The sequence below is a fragment of the Caballeronia sp. genome, from assembly GCF_028292365.1.
Classification (GTDB): domain Bacteria; phylum Pseudomonadota; class Gammaproteobacteria; order Burkholderiales; family Burkholderiaceae; genus Caballeronia.
On record NZ_JAQGMM010000141.1, the window covers coordinates 25,721 to 43,002 of the forward strand.

The 17,282-nt window shown below is 58.0% G+C and carries 18 protein-coding genes; 7 read left to right on the forward strand and 11 right to left on the reverse strand.

The window, feature by feature from the left end:
- Positions 1–45 precede the first annotated feature (45 nt).
- The 6 genes from JWR14_RS08770 to JWR14_RS08795 all read left to right on the forward strand — a co-directional run bounded on the left by JWR14_RS08770 (position 46) and on the right by JWR14_RS08795 (position 5,264).
- Positions 46–900 (forward strand): 3-hydroxyacyl-CoA dehydrogenase, encoded by an 855-nt coding sequence (locus JWR14_RS08770; RefSeq protein WP_299704587.1) that lies wholly within the window; start codon positions 46–48, stop codon positions 898–900.
- 21 nt (positions 901–921) lie between these two features.
- Complete coding sequence (locus JWR14_RS08775) at positions 922–1,902, forward strand: 3-hydroxyacyl-CoA dehydrogenase NAD-binding domain-containing protein (RefSeq protein ID WP_299704590.1); 981 nt, start codon at positions 922–924, stop codon at positions 1,900–1,902.
- A gap of 43 nt (positions 1,903–1,945) precedes the next feature.
- Entirely contained in the window at positions 1,946–3,451 is a 1,506-nt protein-coding gene (locus JWR14_RS08780) for a CoA transferase (protein WP_299704593.1), read from the forward strand.
- 92 nt (positions 3,452–3,543) lie between these two features.
- Complete coding sequence (locus JWR14_RS08785; RefSeq protein WP_299704596.1) at positions 3,544–3,876, forward strand: hypothetical protein; 333 nt, start codon at positions 3,544–3,546, stop codon at positions 3,874–3,876.
- Positions 3,876–4,190 carry a LysR substrate-binding domain-containing protein gene (locus JWR14_RS08790; protein WP_299704639.1) on the forward strand — a complete coding sequence of 105 codons (315 nt, stop codon included), beginning with the start codon at positions 3,876–3,878 and terminating at the stop codon, positions 4,188–4,190. The genes JWR14_RS08785 and JWR14_RS08790 overlap by 1 nt, the downstream gene beginning before the upstream one ends.
- A 522-nt stretch (positions 4,191–4,712) precedes the next feature.
- Positions 4,713–5,264 (forward strand): universal stress protein, encoded by a 552-nt coding sequence (locus JWR14_RS08795; RefSeq protein WP_299704599.1) that lies wholly within the window; start codon positions 4,713–4,715, stop codon positions 5,262–5,264.
- 391 nt (positions 5,265–5,655) lie between these two features.
- Here the strand turns inward: JWR14_RS08795 and JWR14_RS08800 are convergent, their stop codons facing one another.
- The 5 genes from JWR14_RS08800 to JWR14_RS08820 all read right to left on the reverse strand — a co-directional run bounded on the left by JWR14_RS08800 (position 5,656) and on the right by JWR14_RS08820 (position 9,932).
- Complete coding sequence (locus JWR14_RS08800) at positions 5,656–6,348, reverse strand: hypothetical protein (RefSeq protein WP_299704602.1); 693 nt, start codon at positions 6,346–6,348, stop codon at positions 5,656–5,658.
- A gap of 414 nt (positions 6,349–6,762) precedes the next feature.
- A complete protein-coding gene (locus JWR14_RS08805) occupies positions 6,763–6,966 on the reverse strand; it encodes a hypothetical protein (protein ID WP_299704605.1) in 204 nt (67 codons plus the stop codon).
- 66 nt (positions 6,967–7,032) lie between these two features.
- A complete protein-coding gene (locus tag JWR14_RS08810) occupies positions 7,033–7,362 on the reverse strand; it encodes an HdeA/HdeB family chaperone (RefSeq protein WP_299704608.1) in 330 nt (109 codons plus the stop codon).
- A 273-nt stretch (positions 7,363–7,635) separates the two neighbouring features.
- Complete coding sequence (locus JWR14_RS08815; RefSeq protein ID WP_299704610.1) at positions 7,636–8,184, reverse strand: glycine zipper family protein; 549 nt, start codon at positions 8,182–8,184, stop codon at positions 7,636–7,638.
- Positions 8,185–8,342: 158 nt separating this feature from the next.
- A complete protein-coding gene (locus JWR14_RS08820) occupies positions 8,343–9,932 on the reverse strand; it encodes an AMP-binding protein (RefSeq protein ID WP_299704612.1) in 1,590 nt (529 codons plus the stop codon).
- A 259-nt stretch (positions 9,933–10,191) separates the two neighbouring features.
- On the opposite strand from JWR14_RS08820, the gene JWR14_RS08825 reads away from it, so the two are divergent.
- The gene (locus tag JWR14_RS08825) at positions 10,192–10,401 is read left to right on the forward strand and encodes a hypothetical protein (RefSeq protein ID WP_299704615.1); all 210 of its coding nucleotides are present in this window, start codon (positions 10,192–10,194) and stop codon (positions 10,399–10,401) included.
- Here the strand turns inward: JWR14_RS08825 and JWR14_RS08830 are convergent.
- The 6 genes from JWR14_RS08830 to JWR14_RS08855 form a co-directional block, all read right to left on the reverse strand.
- The gene (locus tag JWR14_RS08830) at positions 10,368–11,060 is read right to left on the reverse strand and encodes a response regulator transcription factor (protein WP_299704618.1); all 693 of its coding nucleotides are present in this window, start codon (positions 11,058–11,060) and stop codon (positions 10,368–10,370) included. The two genes, JWR14_RS08825 and JWR14_RS08830, sit on opposite strands and share 34 nt — an antisense overlap.
- 14 nt (positions 11,061–11,074) lie before the next feature.
- Positions 11,075–11,245, reverse strand: coding sequence for a hypothetical protein (locus JWR14_RS08835; RefSeq protein ID WP_299704621.1), 171 nt, complete (start codon positions 11,243–11,245; stop codon positions 11,075–11,077).
- 39 nt (positions 11,246–11,284) lie between these two features.
- Positions 11,285–12,466, reverse strand: coding sequence for an amidohydrolase family protein (locus JWR14_RS08840; RefSeq protein ID WP_299704624.1), 1,182 nt, complete (start codon positions 12,464–12,466; stop codon positions 11,285–11,287).
- 1,625 nt (positions 12,467–14,091) lie between these two features.
- Positions 14,092–16,107 carry a hypothetical protein gene (locus JWR14_RS08845; protein WP_299704627.1) on the reverse strand — a complete coding sequence of 672 codons (2,016 nt, stop codon included), beginning with the start codon at positions 16,105–16,107 and terminating at the stop codon, positions 14,092–14,094.
- Positions 16,108–16,576: 469 nt separating this feature from the next.
- Positions 16,577–16,885, reverse strand: coding sequence for a hypothetical protein (locus JWR14_RS08850; protein WP_299704630.1), 309 nt, complete (start codon positions 16,883–16,885; stop codon positions 16,577–16,579).
- A 56-nt stretch (positions 16,886–16,941) separates the two neighbouring features.
- Positions 16,942–17,282, reverse strand: a 341-nt coding sequence (locus JWR14_RS08855; RefSeq protein ID WP_299704633.1) for a hypothetical protein, incomplete at its 5' end; no start/stop codon positions are given.

The following is a 17,282-nucleotide window of genomic DNA, read 5'->3' on the forward strand; positions in this document are numbered from 1 at the left end:
ATTAGCGGAACACACGGTTGCGCGGACGCGTCCCGCTCTGGCCGATTGTTTTTCCTCGAACTGAGCGGCGGCCGCATTCACTCGATCAATCCAGACGGATCCGATCGCAAGACGATCGTCACGAATTGCCGCCTCCCCGACGGTATCGACGTGGAGCCGGATGCCGGTCATATCTATTGGACTAACATGGGTACGATCGGCCTCGATGATGGGTCGATCGAGCGCGCCAATCTCGACGGCAGCAACCGCGTGGTCATCGTCCCGCAAGGCGTCACGCACACACCAAAGCAGATTCATCTCGACACGGCTGGCGGCAAGCTCTATTGGTGCGACCGCGAGGGAATGCGCGTGATGCGCGCCAACCTTGACGGCTCTCAAGTCGAAACGCTGGTCGCGACGGGGCGCGGCGACCAGCACCGGCTCGACCAGACCCGGTGGTGCGTCGGAATCGCTGTCGATCCGAAGCTCGGGAAACTCTACTGGACCCAGAAAGGCCTGGACAATGCCGGCCTGGGCCGCATCTTCCGCGCCAACATCGACATCCCGCAGGGCGAAGACCCGGCAAACCGCTCCGACATCGAGGTGCTGATCGACCGGCTGCCAGAACCCATCGACCTCGAGCTCGACGTGGTGAACCGCGTCCTCTATTGGACTGACCGCGGTGATCCTCCACGCGGCAATACCGTCAATCGCGTGGCGATCAATGGAACGGCAGCGCCTGAGATCCTCGTTACGCATCTAATGGAGGGAATCGGCATTGCACTCGACGTTCCCGGTAATCGGATGTTCGTCACGGACCTGGCCGGTTCCGTCTATTCCGCTGATCTCGATGGAAAGAACCAGCGAAACTTCCTCTACGCCCAAGGCAATCTCGCCGGCATCGCCTATGCCGAAGTCTGACCAAACCATTGGAGAAGTGACATGACTGATACCACGCCCATCCGTCGCATCGCCGTCATTGGCACCGGCGTGATTGGCGCCAGTTGGACCGCGCTGTTTCTCGCCAAGGGACTGCAGGTCGTTGCGACGGACATCGCGCCGAACGCAGAAGCGCAACTCAGGACGTTCGTCGAGGCTGCCTGGCCGGCGCTCAAGAGATTGGGCCTTTCGCCCGGAGCAACGCAAGCGAACCTGACGTTCACGCCGGTGCTCGCGCAAGCGCTCATTGATGCGGACCTCGTCCAGGAAAACGGGCCCGAGCGGCTCGAATTCAAGCAGAAGCTCTATGGTCAACTCGATGAGCTGCTGCCACCCGACGTGATCATCGCGTCGAGCACGTCGACCCTCCCCATGAGCAGCATCCAGTTGGGCGCCGCGCTGCATCCCGGGCGCTGCGTCATCGGCCATCCGTTCAATCCGCCGCACTTGATCCCGCTGGTCGAGATCGTCGGCGGGGCAAAGACCTCCGAAGAGACAATCCTGCGCGCTGAGGCGTTTTACACATCAATCGGAAAGCGGACGGTGCGCCTGCACAAGGAACTGCAGGGCCACGTTGCCAACCGTCTGCAGGCCGCGTTGGCGCGTGAGGTCTATTACCTGGTGGCTGAGGGTGTCCTGAGCGCCGCCGACGTCGACACGGCCCTCTCCTGGGGGCCGGGCCTGCGCTGGGGCGTGATGGGCAACATGATGCTCAATCACCTCGGCGGCGGCCCGGGCGGCATCGAGCACTTCTTCCAGCAGTTCACCGGCCCGTTGACGGCATCGTGGAAGGACCTCGGTTCGCCGGTGCTGACGCCGGAGGTGCAGAAGAAGCTCATCGACGGTGTCCATGCCGAGGTCGGATCACGTTCCATTGAGGAGCTGGAGGCGGAACGCGACGAGATGCTGCTCGGACTCATCGAACTGCGCACTAAAGCTATGGACGCGGCCACGTCACGCAAGGCCGCGGCTCGCGCACGCTGATCGCGGGCAGCTAACACTCCCTAATCGAAATGGATTTTTGTAAATGAACAATTTGACCAAGCTTCGAATCCAAAAAGAATCCGATCGGCTCACCGAGACCATTCAATCGAAGCTCGCGAATCCGGAGCAGAGCTCGGATTTCGACCTGCACGGCGCGCTCAATGACGTACTGAAAGACGTCGGGTTAACGGCGGCGGACAGCGGTGGCAAGATCACTTTCTACGGCCGGGATCCCATCATTCCCAGCCTCTTCCGGTTCGGCTCCATGCCCGCGATCGCGCTGGCCGCCAAGGCCGTCGGCGTCGCTGCGCTGTGGCGGCTCCGGACCGGCGAGGAACAGGACATCGAAGTGGATGTTCGCAAGGCGTTGCGGCGCTTCGCCGGCTTCTTCGATCTGAAATGGGAAACGATCAATGGACGTCCTCCGGTCCTCGAAGTCGATACGAATCTCTTCCGCGAAACCCGCGACGGGCGGCACGTCGTGCCCCTGAACGTCTACCCCAGGCTGGCCACCCGCGAGCTCGGCTTGCTCAGGTGCGACGCCAGCCCGGAATCCGTGCGCAACGCTATTCTGCAGTGGCGCGCCGACGACCTGGAGAATGCGGCGGCGGAGGCCGGCATTGTCATCGCGAAGGTGCGCACTTTCGAGGAATTCCAGAGGGAGCTTCAGTACACGGAGGTGCTCTCGAGAATGTCGCTGATCACCGTGGAAAAGATCGGCGAAAGTGAGCCGATCCCCTTCAAGAAGGATGGCACCAGTCCGCTGGATGGCATTCGCGCGCTCGGAATGGGTCACGTGATTGCCGGAGCGGCCATCGGGAGGGACCTCGCTTTGTACGGGGCCGATGTCCTCAATATCTGGCGGCCGCACGATAGCGAGATCGAGGCGTTCGCGTGGGACGCACAGGTCGGAATGCGCTCAACGATCCTGGATTACTCGAAGGAGGACCGCGCGAGATTCGATCATCTGCTGAAAGATGCAGACGTCTTCTTCGCGAACAAGCGTCCGGGCTACCTGGAACGCCATGGTCTTGATGCGGAAGAGCTCAGCGCGAAAAAGCCGGGGTTGATCCACGCGAATGTCCTGCTTCACGGTGACAAGGGCCCCTGGAAGAATCGTCCGGGATTCGATGAAATCGGCGCAGCCGTCGCGGGGCTGTTCGCCGTCGAAGGTACGCTCACGCGCCCCAAATCGCCGCCGATCATCCCCATTGTCGACAACGTGGTGGGCTGGCTCGGGACGGTCGGTGTACTCGCGGCGCTGCGCCGGCGTGCGGTCGAGGGTGGTAGCTATCGAGTCACCGTTTCTTTGACCCGAACCGTGCTCTGGCTCTTCTCGCTCGGCATCTTCGACAGGCACTATGCCCGGGCAACCGCCGGATCTTCCGGCGAGCACACCAACGTCGCTCCCGACCTGTTTATGGCCGAGACCCCGCTGGGCACGTATCAAGGCATGACCGACCAAGTGGTCTTGTCGAAGACGCCTGGATCTTTCAGGACGGTGCTCGTGCCACGAGGATCGAGCAAGCCCGAATGGCTGACGCGGTAAAGTTTCGCGGCCTGCATTTTTGAGAAATTAGCCAGGAGTGCGATGCGTTACCGTTGATGTTAGTCAGCCTCGACTAGTCCGGACCGTGAAGGGTGGAACTCTTCAGCGGATACCGTAAGGTTGAAATAACTTCGCGATGCGCCGACCGCCTCGTGCGGAACGACGACGTTTTGCAAAGTACAGGTTGCTGGTTTTTAGTGGCCGGACATAATCACGGTGCCTTGCCCGCCGGCGAGACTCGCGCCACCGAGAACGACAGCGGCGAGGACATTCAGCTCGCGGCCAACCAGCACATTGGGCGTCACGGACTGAGCGAGTTGGGCCTGCACCAGCGACGCGACGCCGGCGGTAAAGTCGAGATACCCGAACGCGATCAGGCTCAGGCGAAGGGACCGAAAACCTACCCCCGCCTTGCGGCCTCCTGATTACCACCCAGCGCGGTAGTCAGGAAGCGCCGGTCAACAGCCGGTTCGCGGTCAACGACATGCGAGTGCTGGCGCAGGCTTGTGTAGCTGGACTGGGCATCGCGCTGCTGCCGCAGTTGATAGTTAAGCCAATCATCGCGCAAGGGAAACCGGTACGCGTGCTGCCAACGTACCGACGCGCCAGCACCGACCTCGGCCTGCAGCTCGTCTACACGAGCCGCCCACCGGTGCCACCTGCTGTAGCGGTCTTCGCTGAATTTCCCCTGGAGACACGGGGCGAAGCGGTGACAAACCCCTCACAGAATCATGCTTGAAAATGCTCGCCCGTACTCAAACTCAAACCACTCAAACGAGAAGCTTCAGGACAGATTCAAGTTCTGTTAGAAGGCGGCTTCCATTGTTCTCGCTAACACAAGCGGTGGACGGATTTTCAGTATGTTCGCGCTCGCGCCCGTAGCCGATATCAACACACCCCGTTCTCGCAGGCCATTGACAATCGCTCCCGCAATGGCTGCATCGACTGCTCTACTGCCACGGTCACGAACCATCTCGACGCCAATGTACACTCCAGCGCCTCGCTCCGGATCGGCGTCGTGACGCTGGTAACCCCGGAGGCGCTCTCCAGTTCGGGCAAATCCGGACTGCACGTTGTCGGCAATTAACACGTGGTCCTGCTCGACGGGATTCCGCAGGTATTTTGACTGGCCAACTTTGACTCGACGTTTCCACGCCGTCGTTTAAAAAAAAGCTGGCGACGCCCATTGCTTGCAAGGCATGCCGCGCTAATTTTCCTCTCATTCTGCCCGCTGATGATACGGCTATGGATCACGAACGGCATGGGCCGCAGTGTTCCACTGTCCCGCTACAAGAAGGCACCCGGAATGTTCACCAAGATTCTAGTTGCAGTTAGTGCAAGCTCGGTTGATACGGTATTGGAATCAGCCATCGACATTGCCAAAAAGTATGATTCACGCATTTTTGCGCTGCACGTGGTCGACCCCACGCCCTGCGTGATGGGGCCGTGCGACTACGACTTCGGACTGGTTCTGGAAGCGATGGAAGCACATGGACGCGAAATCGTCACCCAAACGACGGATGTGCTGAACGACCACTCGCGTCCCGCCGAAACCCGCATGGTCACGCTGCCGATATCGGGTTCCTCGGTGGGCCGAGCGATCGCCTCTGCGGCCAACACGTCCGGTGTCGACCTGATTCTTCTCGGCGAGCGAAAACCGGGCTGGTGGCGCTGGTTGAGCGAAGACGTTGCCTCGGAGGTACGGCGCCATACGAACACGCCAATTCAGATCGTCTCCGGCACAGTGATCGGCAGCTGGACGCGTCGTGCCGCTACACGCTGGACCAAGGCTCCGGCCGCTGATGCCCGATAAATTCGGGGTGCCGGTATCGATCGCGACATCAATGACTTCAGTCGCATCCCAACACTGCCGCATACATCAAAACCACGCACGCCGCTTCGGAAACAAGCGGCTTTGACCGAATAGCCCAGGCCGAGCCTCGCAGTGCGCTGACCCGGCTTCAGTGCCGCACGCCTGACAGTCGTCGGACCGAAATTCGCCGATGGCTGACAGGCGAGCCTGCCCTGTCGTTTGTCTGTCGTTTGTCTGTCGTTTGTCCCATCGCACCGGCCGCGTCCAGGCGATTGCTGTCCGACTACGGCACCGGTGGACTCGTCAGCAATATAAAAAAATGCCCGCGCTTAACCGCAACCGCTCGCTCAAAGGGCTCGATTACCGAACGGCGACAAGCCTCAAGTTCAAGTTATCGCCCTATGAACTTCAGCGCATCCAGCATGGGTGTCTTCGACACATTGACCATTCCCTGAAATGGCGTGTCGAGATCAATGACCACAAACACGGCAGTCGTGGCCGATAAGGCGCAAAGAAGAAATACCACGCACATGCTCCAGTTTCTTGGCGCACTGAAGCCGAATATGCCGAATATGACCGTCAGCCAGCCAACCAGGACTGCAATGAGCGGAGTTGGAATCGAACCCCTCCTGTGCTCGAGTGCAAGCCATCGACCCGCAAATATGTTGTCCCACAGTTCCATCGCATGATCACGGAGTTTTTCCTGCGAAGGGCCGAGAGTCTGTAAAGCGAAAATGCGTCCCTGGATGTCATAGGTACTCTGGAGGATTCCTCGCGACGCAGTCTCTGCGGTCGTTCCCGTTTTGTTGGAAAACAGGAAGGAGATCCATCGGGCATAGTCGTTCTTTATGTCGACGCGCAGGCTCTCCGCCGATGGGCCAAACTGGGACAGAGTTCGATCCAGCTGGATCATGGCGACACTATTATGCTGGAGCGCGGTGTTGACCAGGTCGAGCGAGGACTTTCCGGACGAAATCAGCAGGCTAAGCACCAACGCCGACAGCGTCGCCACCAGACCCACGGCAATGCGCATCGCGGCAAGCGAGTCTTCCGAGAAATGGTGATCTGCCAGGCTTGCGCGCACATGCGACCCAAGCGCTGCACTCGCAAGAATGAGCACAAGCACAACGACAGAAAAAACATAGTGATTCATGTGGAAACGGCCTCGTTCGATCGCCCGGGTTATGACACCTGCGTCGAGCCATCTTGGCAGCTATGCTGCAGATTATATGACCGGAGGCGCAAAGGCTATGCGTTACGGGCGCTCGACCTGGCGGGTCCCACGGACGGCGAACCGAGTGTTCCAAGGGCCAATCAGGCGTGGCAATGTGAAAAAGCGAAGCCGCCCAGCATGTGGGCGGCGCTGACCGCAAGTACGGTGATTGGTCGTAAGCACGCGTTGCCTCGCTGGGCTGACATGGACCGTTGCATTGCAGGAACGCCGGAATATGACGCTCCCGCGCGTGCGGGTAGCGGACAGCTACCCGTCGCGACACACTTACGAATCCAGATCGGCGACGAAACCACCACAAGGCGTGTCCGATGCCGGCTTGTGATGGAATCTACGCTTTCCCAGCGTGCTGTCCGTATGGAACGCATCGGGACATTCCGCCTTCAATTTTTCGATTATCATCTCAACGTGCTCGATGCCGATCTTTGACGCATTAATCAATTCAATTTGATAAGGATGGCTGATCTTCATGGCCTATCGTCCTAACGGAAATGACACAGTAAAATATAAGCGGTGAAAAATTAAGTGTGGGGACGATCAGCTGTGTTTGAACAGCGCAATTCGACCGCTCTTGTACAGGTCTCGGACTTTACTCGCCAACGGTGCCTTCGGCGTCTGCGTGCACTCGCCAACGATCGCGGCTACCGGAGTGGCGACATCGACGACCGTTGTCACGGTTTCGCTTACGCCCAGCTTGTCGACACCTGATACCCAGTAGACAAGCGCCGGCTTGTAGGCGTCGTCGACGGCGAGGAAATCTCCGCAGCTCATTTGTGCGGGGGTGACGGGCTTTGCGGTTTGCGCAAGAGCAAAGGGAGATACACAAAGACCGGCCAAAACAGCGATCGCAGTTGCAAGGCGTTTCATAACATTCTCCAGATGGTGTCGCGGCTCTTGCCACCTTCGCGGCGGTAGAGTCCCGCTTGTTGATAACTCAATACTCCCGGTTTCGAGGATGACTGCCCGGGGCTGATAGTGGGCACCCTCTCGAATCCGGCACAGGTACTACGCAATGAATCTTGTCAGGGCTTGTTCGACGCAAGTGCCGGTGCACGTTGACTGGATACATCGTAGAGGCGGTAAGTTAGGGGAGAATTACGTCGCCGCCTTCGACCGCATACAACGGACTTCGCGTCGGTATTACCAGTAGCCGAAAGGTTGCGGATAACCATAAACAGGCTGCGCGGGCACAAGGACAGGCGGCGGTGCGTACATTGGCGCGGTTGCATAGGCGGCCGGGTGGGTGATCTGATTACCCTTGGACGCCATGCATTGCGAATACGCGGCGTCGTAGCGCGCTTGCAGACTGGCCGATGTGGCCTGAGCGCCGTTGGCGCCCACGGCGCTGCCAAGCAGCAAGCCAGCGCCAGCGCCGATCGCAGCGCCTATACCGGCATCGCCAGCTGCCGCGCCGAAAAGCGCGCCTGCTGCCGCGCCGCCTACCGTGCCGATTGCTCCGGTGCGTAGACCGTCATTGGCCGCTGCCGCCGAAGGTTGAGAGGCATTGTCAGAGCGGAATGCATAATCCCTGCACGCGTAATCTTCCTGCTGGAATTTGCTCAGCGATTCTCCTCTTGGCGGCAACGCGACCACGGTAGGGCCTGAGGGAGGAATAACGGCGCACCCGGTCAAGGCCAGGGCGACCAGGCACAAAGGAGTTGCCACGCACACAAGTTGTAAACGTTTCATGATGGTGATATCCGGTGAGTACATAGATGGGATAGTGACGTCGAAGAATTAGCGCTGAATTACTTCACGGTGATTGAGGATCCCTTGGTGCCGGAAACTGCCCGGTCAATCGCTAACCAGTTCCATTCATTGATGAAACTCGCGCTCGACGACGCAAATCAAAGAGACGCGTCCACCACGTTTTCCTGTCTACGTGATTCCGGATCGAATTCGATATGGTCCGTTCCATTGCGCGGCCCATCCTGGAGAACGGCTTCGATCGCCGCCCGGTCCACTTTGCCTTGTTCGGTTTGTGGCACGCAATCTACCGCGACGATGCGCACCCGGTTCGAAATGGACATGCCAAACACGGATTCAAGAATGCTTGCGCACCGCGTAGCCTCCACTCGTCTTCCCGCCCATGGCTCAACCAACGCGTTCCATGTATGGCCCGCCGACCCGTTCCCTGGCGCATACGCCGCGGCATAGCGCACGTCAGGCAGCCAGCAGAGGATTTCCTCGATCTTGGTCGGGCTGATACAAACACCATCGATCACTGCCACATCGGAGGCACGCCCGAGGACATGCAAATTGCCTTGCTCGTCAATAAAGCCGGTGTCGCCCATCAGGCACCAGCCGTCGCGAAACTTTTGCAACTCCGCTTCCGGTTGCCTGTAGTATCCCTGCGCCACAGAACACGATTTAACCTCGATGTTGCCAATTTCTCCGGCACCCGCGTGCCGTCCATCTGCGCGGCGAATGCATACCTCGACGCCATTGATAATGCGTCCCGCGCTGAATGGCAGATTGCCGGTCGCCTCATACCTGGGCGGAGCAAGCACGCTCACCAGGCCTGCCTCGCTCGCGCCGTACATATGCTTGAGCACTGGGCCGAAACGCTTGATTGCACGATGCCGCAGAACCGCAGGCGCCGAGCCCCCGACATGAGCAATCGAGCGCAACGACGACAGGTCGCGCCAGCGTGCGTCCGGATGATCCATCGTTTCGAAAAGTTGCGGTTCGACGAGCAGCAAGTCGGTGATGCGTTCCGACTCGATCGTCGAGAGCGTCGCGGCAGGGTCGTAGTGGCGGTCGAGCACGATCGTGCCTCCTCCCATCAAGGTCGAGTCCACAAGTACTTGTGAAATGTAGGCAAGCGCGCCATTGATGAGTTGCCGCTTATCTTCTGCCCTCTCTGCTCTGACCATTGCCGAATACGCCGCAAACGACCGCCGGCTGCATTTCGGCACGCCGGTCGTGCCACCGGACGATACGAGTCCCGCGAGCTCATCAGGCATGGCACGGCTGTGCAAGGGCAGATCCGACTGCGCTGCAGCAAGCCGATCGAGCCGCAAAGTATCAGCGCCGAAATCCACTGGCACGACGCGCGTAGCCACGCCTTCAGGGACGAAGTAAACGGTTTGTTCGAACACGACCAGGAGCGTAGGCTGGATTCTGGCAAGCAGGGCCTTCTGCTGATCGCGATTCGCCAGCGCAGGCGTGAACATCGTCGCGGCACCAAGAAGATTCGCCGCGTAGCGGATAGCGAGTGCATCGGGACAGTTAGGTGCAAGCAATGCGACCAGACAACCCCGGCCAATACCGAGCGCCCTGAGCGCACGTGCGTAGCGAAAGATCGAGCGACGCAGCGCACCGCCAGTCACGTCGGTACGAAGATAACGCAGCACGGGTTTATCAGACCGCATGCCCAGCTCGTCGAGTAATGCATCAAGATAGAGCCGCTCTGTTGTTTCGCTGTAATTTGTCATGATCGATCCATTTTCCTGAGTCATATTTCCTGAGTCGGTGGGGGCCTTCGCTGCGCATTCGGCCGTCAGCCTGTGCGCTCTCGCGACCCAATCCGCCCTTGCGTTGAACGCATGATGCGAGCGGAGAATGAGCGCAAAATTAGCTGATCCGTGCGGTCGCGAAATCTCGATATCCGGAGCCGTTAATTCCCGTTTAATATTCGACACCACTCTCCTCTTCATCCATTCATCGACGTGCATGAATGCAAGAGAGAGAAAAATGAGTGATCTAATTGATGAACGTCTCGTCAACCTGAACGAGATAGCGACGGATTGTTTCAACGTTGAACCCTTCGCTCTCGACGCGAAGCGGCCGGAAATTCACATTGCGGTGAAGCCTGCCAATATTGTCCGTGCGCTTGAAAGTGCTTACGACCTTGGACTCATCGCCGGTTATCAATTGACATGGGCTGGAATGTCCCGTCCCTGATCTCCAGGCATCACCGTCCAGCCGAGGCCGCGTATATTTCGGATCAGTGATTGCCCGAACTTCTTGCGCATCGAGTGAATCAGCACGTCGACCACATTGCTTTCCACCTCTTTATCCCATCCGTATAACCTGTCCTCGAGTTGATCGCGCAACAGGATTGCACCGGGCCTTTCAAGGAACGCGTGCATCAGCGCGAATTCACGCGCGGAGAGCGTTGACGCGGCGCCATTGCAATACAACTGGCGCGTCGCCAGATCAAGACCTAACGTTTCGCCTCCAATGCGAGACGTGGCGTATCCCGCCTTACGCCGTAATATTGCTCGAATGCGCGCGAGTTCTTCTCGCACTTCCAGTGGCTTGAGCAGACAGTCGTCGGCGCCAACGTCGAGACTGCACACGCGAGTTTCAAGATCCTCGCGCGCAGCAAGAATCAGAACCGGCACGTCGTCGCCAGCGGCACGAATCATACGCAGCACGTCAATGCCGCCCGCATCCGGCAAGCCGATCCCAAGCATGACGAACGTGTAGTAAGCAGCGCTGATTGCGCGGCGTCCTGCCTCGCCGTCACGAACCCAGTCGACGCTATAGCCGGCGTCTTTCAGTGCACGAAGCAAGCTTTGACCGGTGTGCAAATCGTCTTCAATCAACAGTACTCGCATGATTAACCCGACATTCATTGATCGAGGCCGCTTACTGCAGCGGACTGATCGAAAGGATGATGTTGTCGGTTGGTGCCGTTCAGCATGATCTTGTAGAGCGCGCCGGCATCCTCGTTCAGGTCATCGTCCGAAACATAGATGTTGTTGGCCGAGTGGAAAACGCGGGAGCGGCTAAGCTGAATCACAAAGCCAAACCAGCGCGCCGCTCATTCATTGAAGAAGGACTACGTAGGGTTCACGGTGACGCGAATCTGGCGAGAGTGAATTCTGCTGGACACCAACGCGATTTCCATCACCAAAACTGGGATAAAACGGCATTGAAACGTGGCGGGAAGTATGTCTGCCGGGTTCCTGCCGCTCATCCCCAAAATTGGTGATATCGGCACCGGCGGCGCGGGTGAAACAAGCGCCATTCCTGGTTCAGCCACTGAGGAAAAGGAGGGAGAGTCCGACACTGTCATATTTTTATTTGAGCGAATACACCGGACGGAACCAGAGGTCTGCCACACGATAAAACAGGCTATCCGCCTCGGATTCGAGTATTGCTGCGTGAGCCGGCCGTAGCGCGCAAGCATCGGCGCGAACCCGCATGTCGCCTCGGACGCCGTCATGTGGCTTGCGAACATGCACCGCGATACGCCAATGGTTTCTATGGCGGTGGTAATCCATGTGGCTGCAAGCTCAAAGGACCAGCGCACGCCAAACACCTGCTCCAGCGCGGAGACATCCACTCGCACGTTGTCGCAATCGGCCAGGTCAGCGACCCCGCGTTTCCATCGGACGTAGTTTTCCGCATCGCCATTCAGAGGCCAGCCCATCGGTTCGATCGTGAAGCCGATCCCCGGACATTTCCGAACGACGGAGACAATATCCGGCAACTGATAGGCAAGGACTTCGATACCAAACCTGAGGTCATGGCGTTTCAACAGTTCAAGCCGTTTTCGCCAGAATGGATCGGCCAGCAGGTTGATGCTTCCTGGACGGTACGGCTGGCGCACTCGATCCCAGGCCATCAGTTGGCGCACGCCCGTGATCCGTTCAATACCAGCGTAGTAATCCAGAGTTTTTTCAATGTCCGGATCGAGAAGATCGACTTGAACGACGAAGGCATGGCGTAACCCGTGCGCTTGCTCCCATTGCCGTATTTGCGCGCTTGACCCATCGTGAGCTAGAGGAATGTTCCCGGTACAGACCAAGCCGTCGAGATGATATTCCCGCCTCTCTGCAGAAGTATCCTCCGCACAATTTCCGCTTACCCATTCGCCCGAAAAACCTTGCGTCAACAGAGGCGTTTCGACGGATTCAGGCGTCGTCGGCGTGCCCCTCTCCAGGCGCAAATGGGCATCGATAAACTTCTTTTGTAGAGGCATGGAACACACGTGACTGTTGGCTTTGATGGATTGCATCGGACGGCGCGCTGATCCGGTCCGCATCCAGTACGCTGCCCGCCAGCACACCCATTGTTCCCCCGCAGAATTAGATTCCCATTAAGCGCAGATGCATGCGCCGCATGGTCTATTTGATCTGTCGTCGCTCGACTGAATCGCCTCTGACGATATCCGTTGAATTGACTAAACTAGTCTCTCTACCGGGGATATCATTTCCCGTCGACATTCCCACTCCCGTCTGTCGGAGGCCAAGGTGCCGCAGTCCGAGCTTGCGGATCTTATTGACCTTATCTATGCGGCTGCCCTGGCTGAGGGCACAACCTGGCCCGAGGTCGCTCGCCACATTTTCACGCTGACGGGAGCCCAGCAAGCCAGCCTGATTCTTCCCGCTGCGAACGGGACAGAACGCAATGTCTTCCTCGAGCCCGGCACATACGACGAGCGGGTTCGCCATTACTATCGGGACATCTTTCCTTGGCGCGTGGCAGCTGGAAGCTCGATTCGTGAGGACCGAGCGCCCGTCGGGCGGGTTGTGCGCGGGGAAGATATCGTGCCCGATCGTGAGTTTCTGGACAGTGAGTTTTATAACGACTACGGACGTCACGCCGGTTTCCGGCACATGATTGGCGGATTGCTGAGCACGGAAACGGCTGTATCGATCGCATTTACACGCGACGCCGCGGCAGGACCGTTCGAAGAGCACGACAGGCATGTGTTGCAGTTGCTCATGCCACACTTGCAACGCGCGATTCAGTTGCGGAACCGGTTCGAGCCTGATGCATCCAGGCTTGGCGCCGGCGCGCTGGATGCCCTTTCGATTGCCGTGATTGTTGTGGACGGGACCCTGCGCGTCAAACACGCGAACGCGGCAGCGGTCGCGTTGACAAACGGGCACTGCGGCATGACCGTGAGCCGGACCGGGCCGGACCGGGCCCGACCGGAGCCCGGGAAACACGCTACTTTCGGCACGCCACCCCGACGATCATTCAAGATTGAGCCAACTCGTTGCCGCAGTGGCAAAAGGCGGTTCCGGATGTGCGCTAAGGATGCGCAACACGCGCGACGAACCTGCGAGCCGAGCCTCGCTCGCCGTCCTCGTCTCTCCAGCGATGACGCATTTCCTTTCCGGCCCCGGGACCGGCTGTCGCATCCAGCCAGGCACCGCAATGATCGTTGCGCGCCATTTGAACCACCCTTCGTTGCCACACCCTGGCCTGATGTGCGACTTGTATGGGCTCACAAAAGCCGAGACGGCAGTTGCGCTTTCGTTTGGCGGAGGCGCGACCACCGAGGACGTTGCAAGGATCAGGCGTGTATCGCCCGAGACAGTCCGAAGCCGGGTCAAGGCCATTTTGCGCAAGACCAACACAAGCAACCTGCGTGACCTGGAGCGAATCATCGCAATCAGTTCCGCGATGCTACCTGCTCCGTTGTGATGTTGCCGCAGTGGCTGCGATCTGAAATCCTGTCTCGTTCAATCAATAAGTTATCCATAACTATAGAAAACTTAAGAACCGTTGTCATGTGAAGTCGTCGGGCCCAGTTGTGAACCCGACCTACTCCTGCGAAAGGCGAAAGCGGCGCGGTGAGGCCGCCGCCAATGCTTCTTCGCGCACGTACCCCAACCGGCGCCCGGGCCTTGATCAGTTCTTCAGCAGGCTCAGGTAGTTGCCGCTCGGATACGCGGTGTTCAGCCACGTCGCCAGTCGATTCACCTGGGTTTTATCGATTCCCTCGCCCTGCATCAGCGGAATCTGGTTCCACGTCCAGGTGGGGAAATTCTCGACAGTACCGCCGGACACGGTCCCGTGAACATAGTTGATCGCACATAAGCTCCTCATGCTCCAGAAGCAGGTCGTCTCGCCAGCCACAGCGTTCACCTGACCTTCGCGCTGCCACGAGTTGATGTTGAAGCTTGTTGTGGTGTCCATCCAGTTCGACAGGAATGCGCCGACAACCGCTTGCTCCGTCGAGAGGCTTGTGCCTTTCCAAACGCCGGTCTGGCCGCCGTTCCACACGTCGAGCGGACTGGAATCGCGAATCGTCCAGCCACGGGAGACGTTGGTGACGCCCACGCCGTTGTCCATTTCCTGGGCGCCCTTCAAGACGTACAGGAAGTTCCGGATGGGCTCAGGCCTGCCGCTGCTCTGATACAGGTTGTTGAGCAAGCCATACGCGTATTGCCAGTCTGTCGGCAAATGGACGTTGTGCGCGCCGGACCCGGGGTTCAGCAAGATCTGCAGGTAATACCACTGATTGGCCTTCACATAGTGCCCAACAGCGCTGCCGAACATGCTGTTGGTGGGCGGAAATCCTTGTATATGCGGGGAGACATTGAATATGAATCGCCAATAACCACACCAGCCTCGCGACTCGGCTTTCGGAGCCTGCTCTTCATTAACCCATGCTGCCGGACAATTGGTTTCCAGCGAGTATTCCTGGGCGAGTTCCCATGACTTCAGAAGCTGCCATTGCACGGTCCCATAGAGGTTTTCCTGTTGTGGAATCGTATAACTCCCCGACACGCCCGCATTCGGCGGAGCGAAGTCCTCGCCAAGCGCGACTCCCCAGTAATAAAGATCATTAAATATATTGCCCGTCTTGCCTTGAGCGTAGGGTGTACCGCCTGTAGCAAGCTGGTTTTTCATATTGTATGTTCCCGTCCCTGTGCCCTCTCCCGCGTATAACTTGTTTAAATTGCTGTTGGTGAAATAATCACCCCACGCATCTTTCGGATGGATGTGCGGAACCCAGTGATTCCAGTCGGGCAACTGAAAACCGATGGGTATTTCCCTGAGATTGATTTGTCCTTTGGTTGCTATAGCGGCTTTATTTACGCCGCCAGGGAAGATCGCGGCGAGCGTGTCCATGTCGTTCTCGGACACGGCGTCTACGCCGGCCCCGCATGTCCAGTCGCTGACTGGCGCACTGTCCAGGCCCGGTCCGGGCTGATACGGAGGATTCCACGGTCTGCAATTAACGCCCGGCGTTGGGTATTTGCTCGCCAGGCTGCGGATATAACTGGCAATTTGCACGCCCTGGTTTTGAGTCAAACCGTGGTATTCGCTTCGAACAACAATGGAGTTGTTCGAATAATTGAATTTGAACAGGTCACTTCCGCTGGCAGCGTGACAGTCCATGCAGTGAGCCTTGATCTGGCTGGCGTTGATGGGCGAATCGGTCAATGTAGCGCTTTGCCACAAAGCCTGCCCTGCACTGATATCACTCGCTCCGGGAAGCGGTGCGGTCCATTTGGTTGGATCGTCTTGAGTGAAACTGGTGCTCGCGATTAAGTTTTGCCCGGAGACATCCTGCAAATTAAACGATAAAACTCTATAACCGGAACTGACGCCATCGGTTGTGTTGAATCGAAAATTAATAACGTTGCTGCCATTGACCGCGCCGGAGATAGGCACATTCAAGCTGATCGTGTCGTAGCCGCCTCCTATGCCGCCATACAATTTCGCATTACCGAGCACCGTAACACTTGCGTTGGTCAAGTCAATCCAGGCTCCGCCATTTATCTGAACGGAACCTTTAGCGTCGTACGATAAATTGTTAACCTTCATGGTCAGGACTTTAGCCGACGCACCGCTTGGGACAGTGAGCGTCGCGCTAACAATCTTGCCCGTGGCTGCGCTCATCACTTCCAGCGGCATCACGATAGCGCCTGACGTTGATGTGCCGGCATTGGTAGGAGAGGTCTGTGCAAGGCCGGATTGCCCCCCGGCGCCGCCCGAAGATGATAACGAAGATGACGACCCCGAGGCTGGGTTACCCGAGCTGGCGGAGCCTGATGAAGCGCCCGATGAAGCGCCGGCCGGCGCACTGGCAGAAGCGGGGTTGCTTGCAGAGCCGGATACGCCGTCGGACTGTCCCGCGCCGCCTCCACCGCCTCCGCACGCACTTAGGATGACACTGCTGACTACGAGAAACATCGAAACTTTATCGAGTGTTATCATTTTTTATTCGGAGCGGAAAAGATAAAACCCCCAGCCTGGAAAGGCGAGAGTTGAGCATTTTTAGAGTCAGCGCGTGTTTCCGCAGAAGACCGCGCCTTGCATGACATAGCCTTGTGTTGCGGGAATAAGCCTGGACAGAGGACACCTGACACGCAGGGCAAACCCGTCAGGCTGGCAACGGTTTTCGCCCGTGCTGCCCATGCGACCAAGCCTTGTGGTTTTCATCAAATCGGGCAATGTCGCTAAGCCGGATGCCAGAAAGCACCAAGCCCACTAAGTCCACTAAGTCCATTACGCTGTTGTTGAAGAGTGCGTAAAGAGTGTTGGATATATTGTCTGAAGAATTAAAAGAGGCGCGTGCAATTATGGATTTAGGCTCGTATTGCGCCGAGCACATTTGCTGATTGTTTGATTGGCGCAGCTCGATTAGTTGTCCCACAGGAGCAATGGTCTTCGGGTCACCGAGCTTAGGCATTCGCTTTCGTCTCCACGGGTCGCATTGTTTAGGTTGGGTCCACGACTGCAGCATGCTTACGCATTAACGTGTGAAACATGTGAAAACGCAGAACTTAAACGTCGCGTTTGTGCGATCGCCATGCGCATGGTATGGCGATGCCGACAATCAGCACTAGCTGATTGCTTCCACTGAGGAAGTTTTTCAGTGCACCGCGGACGCGCGATGCGGGCTGACGGAATGATAGATGGTATTAGCGCGTTATGAAACAAATCATAATATTTATCGAAGAAAATAATAGCGCTGCCGCTCAAGCTTAGCGCTAGGACGCGGGCTGGTGAAGGTAAGCCATGCCTGTTCATATGCTGGTCCGTCGCGACATGCGATGTCGCTAAGCCTGGAAAGAATGGATCGCTGG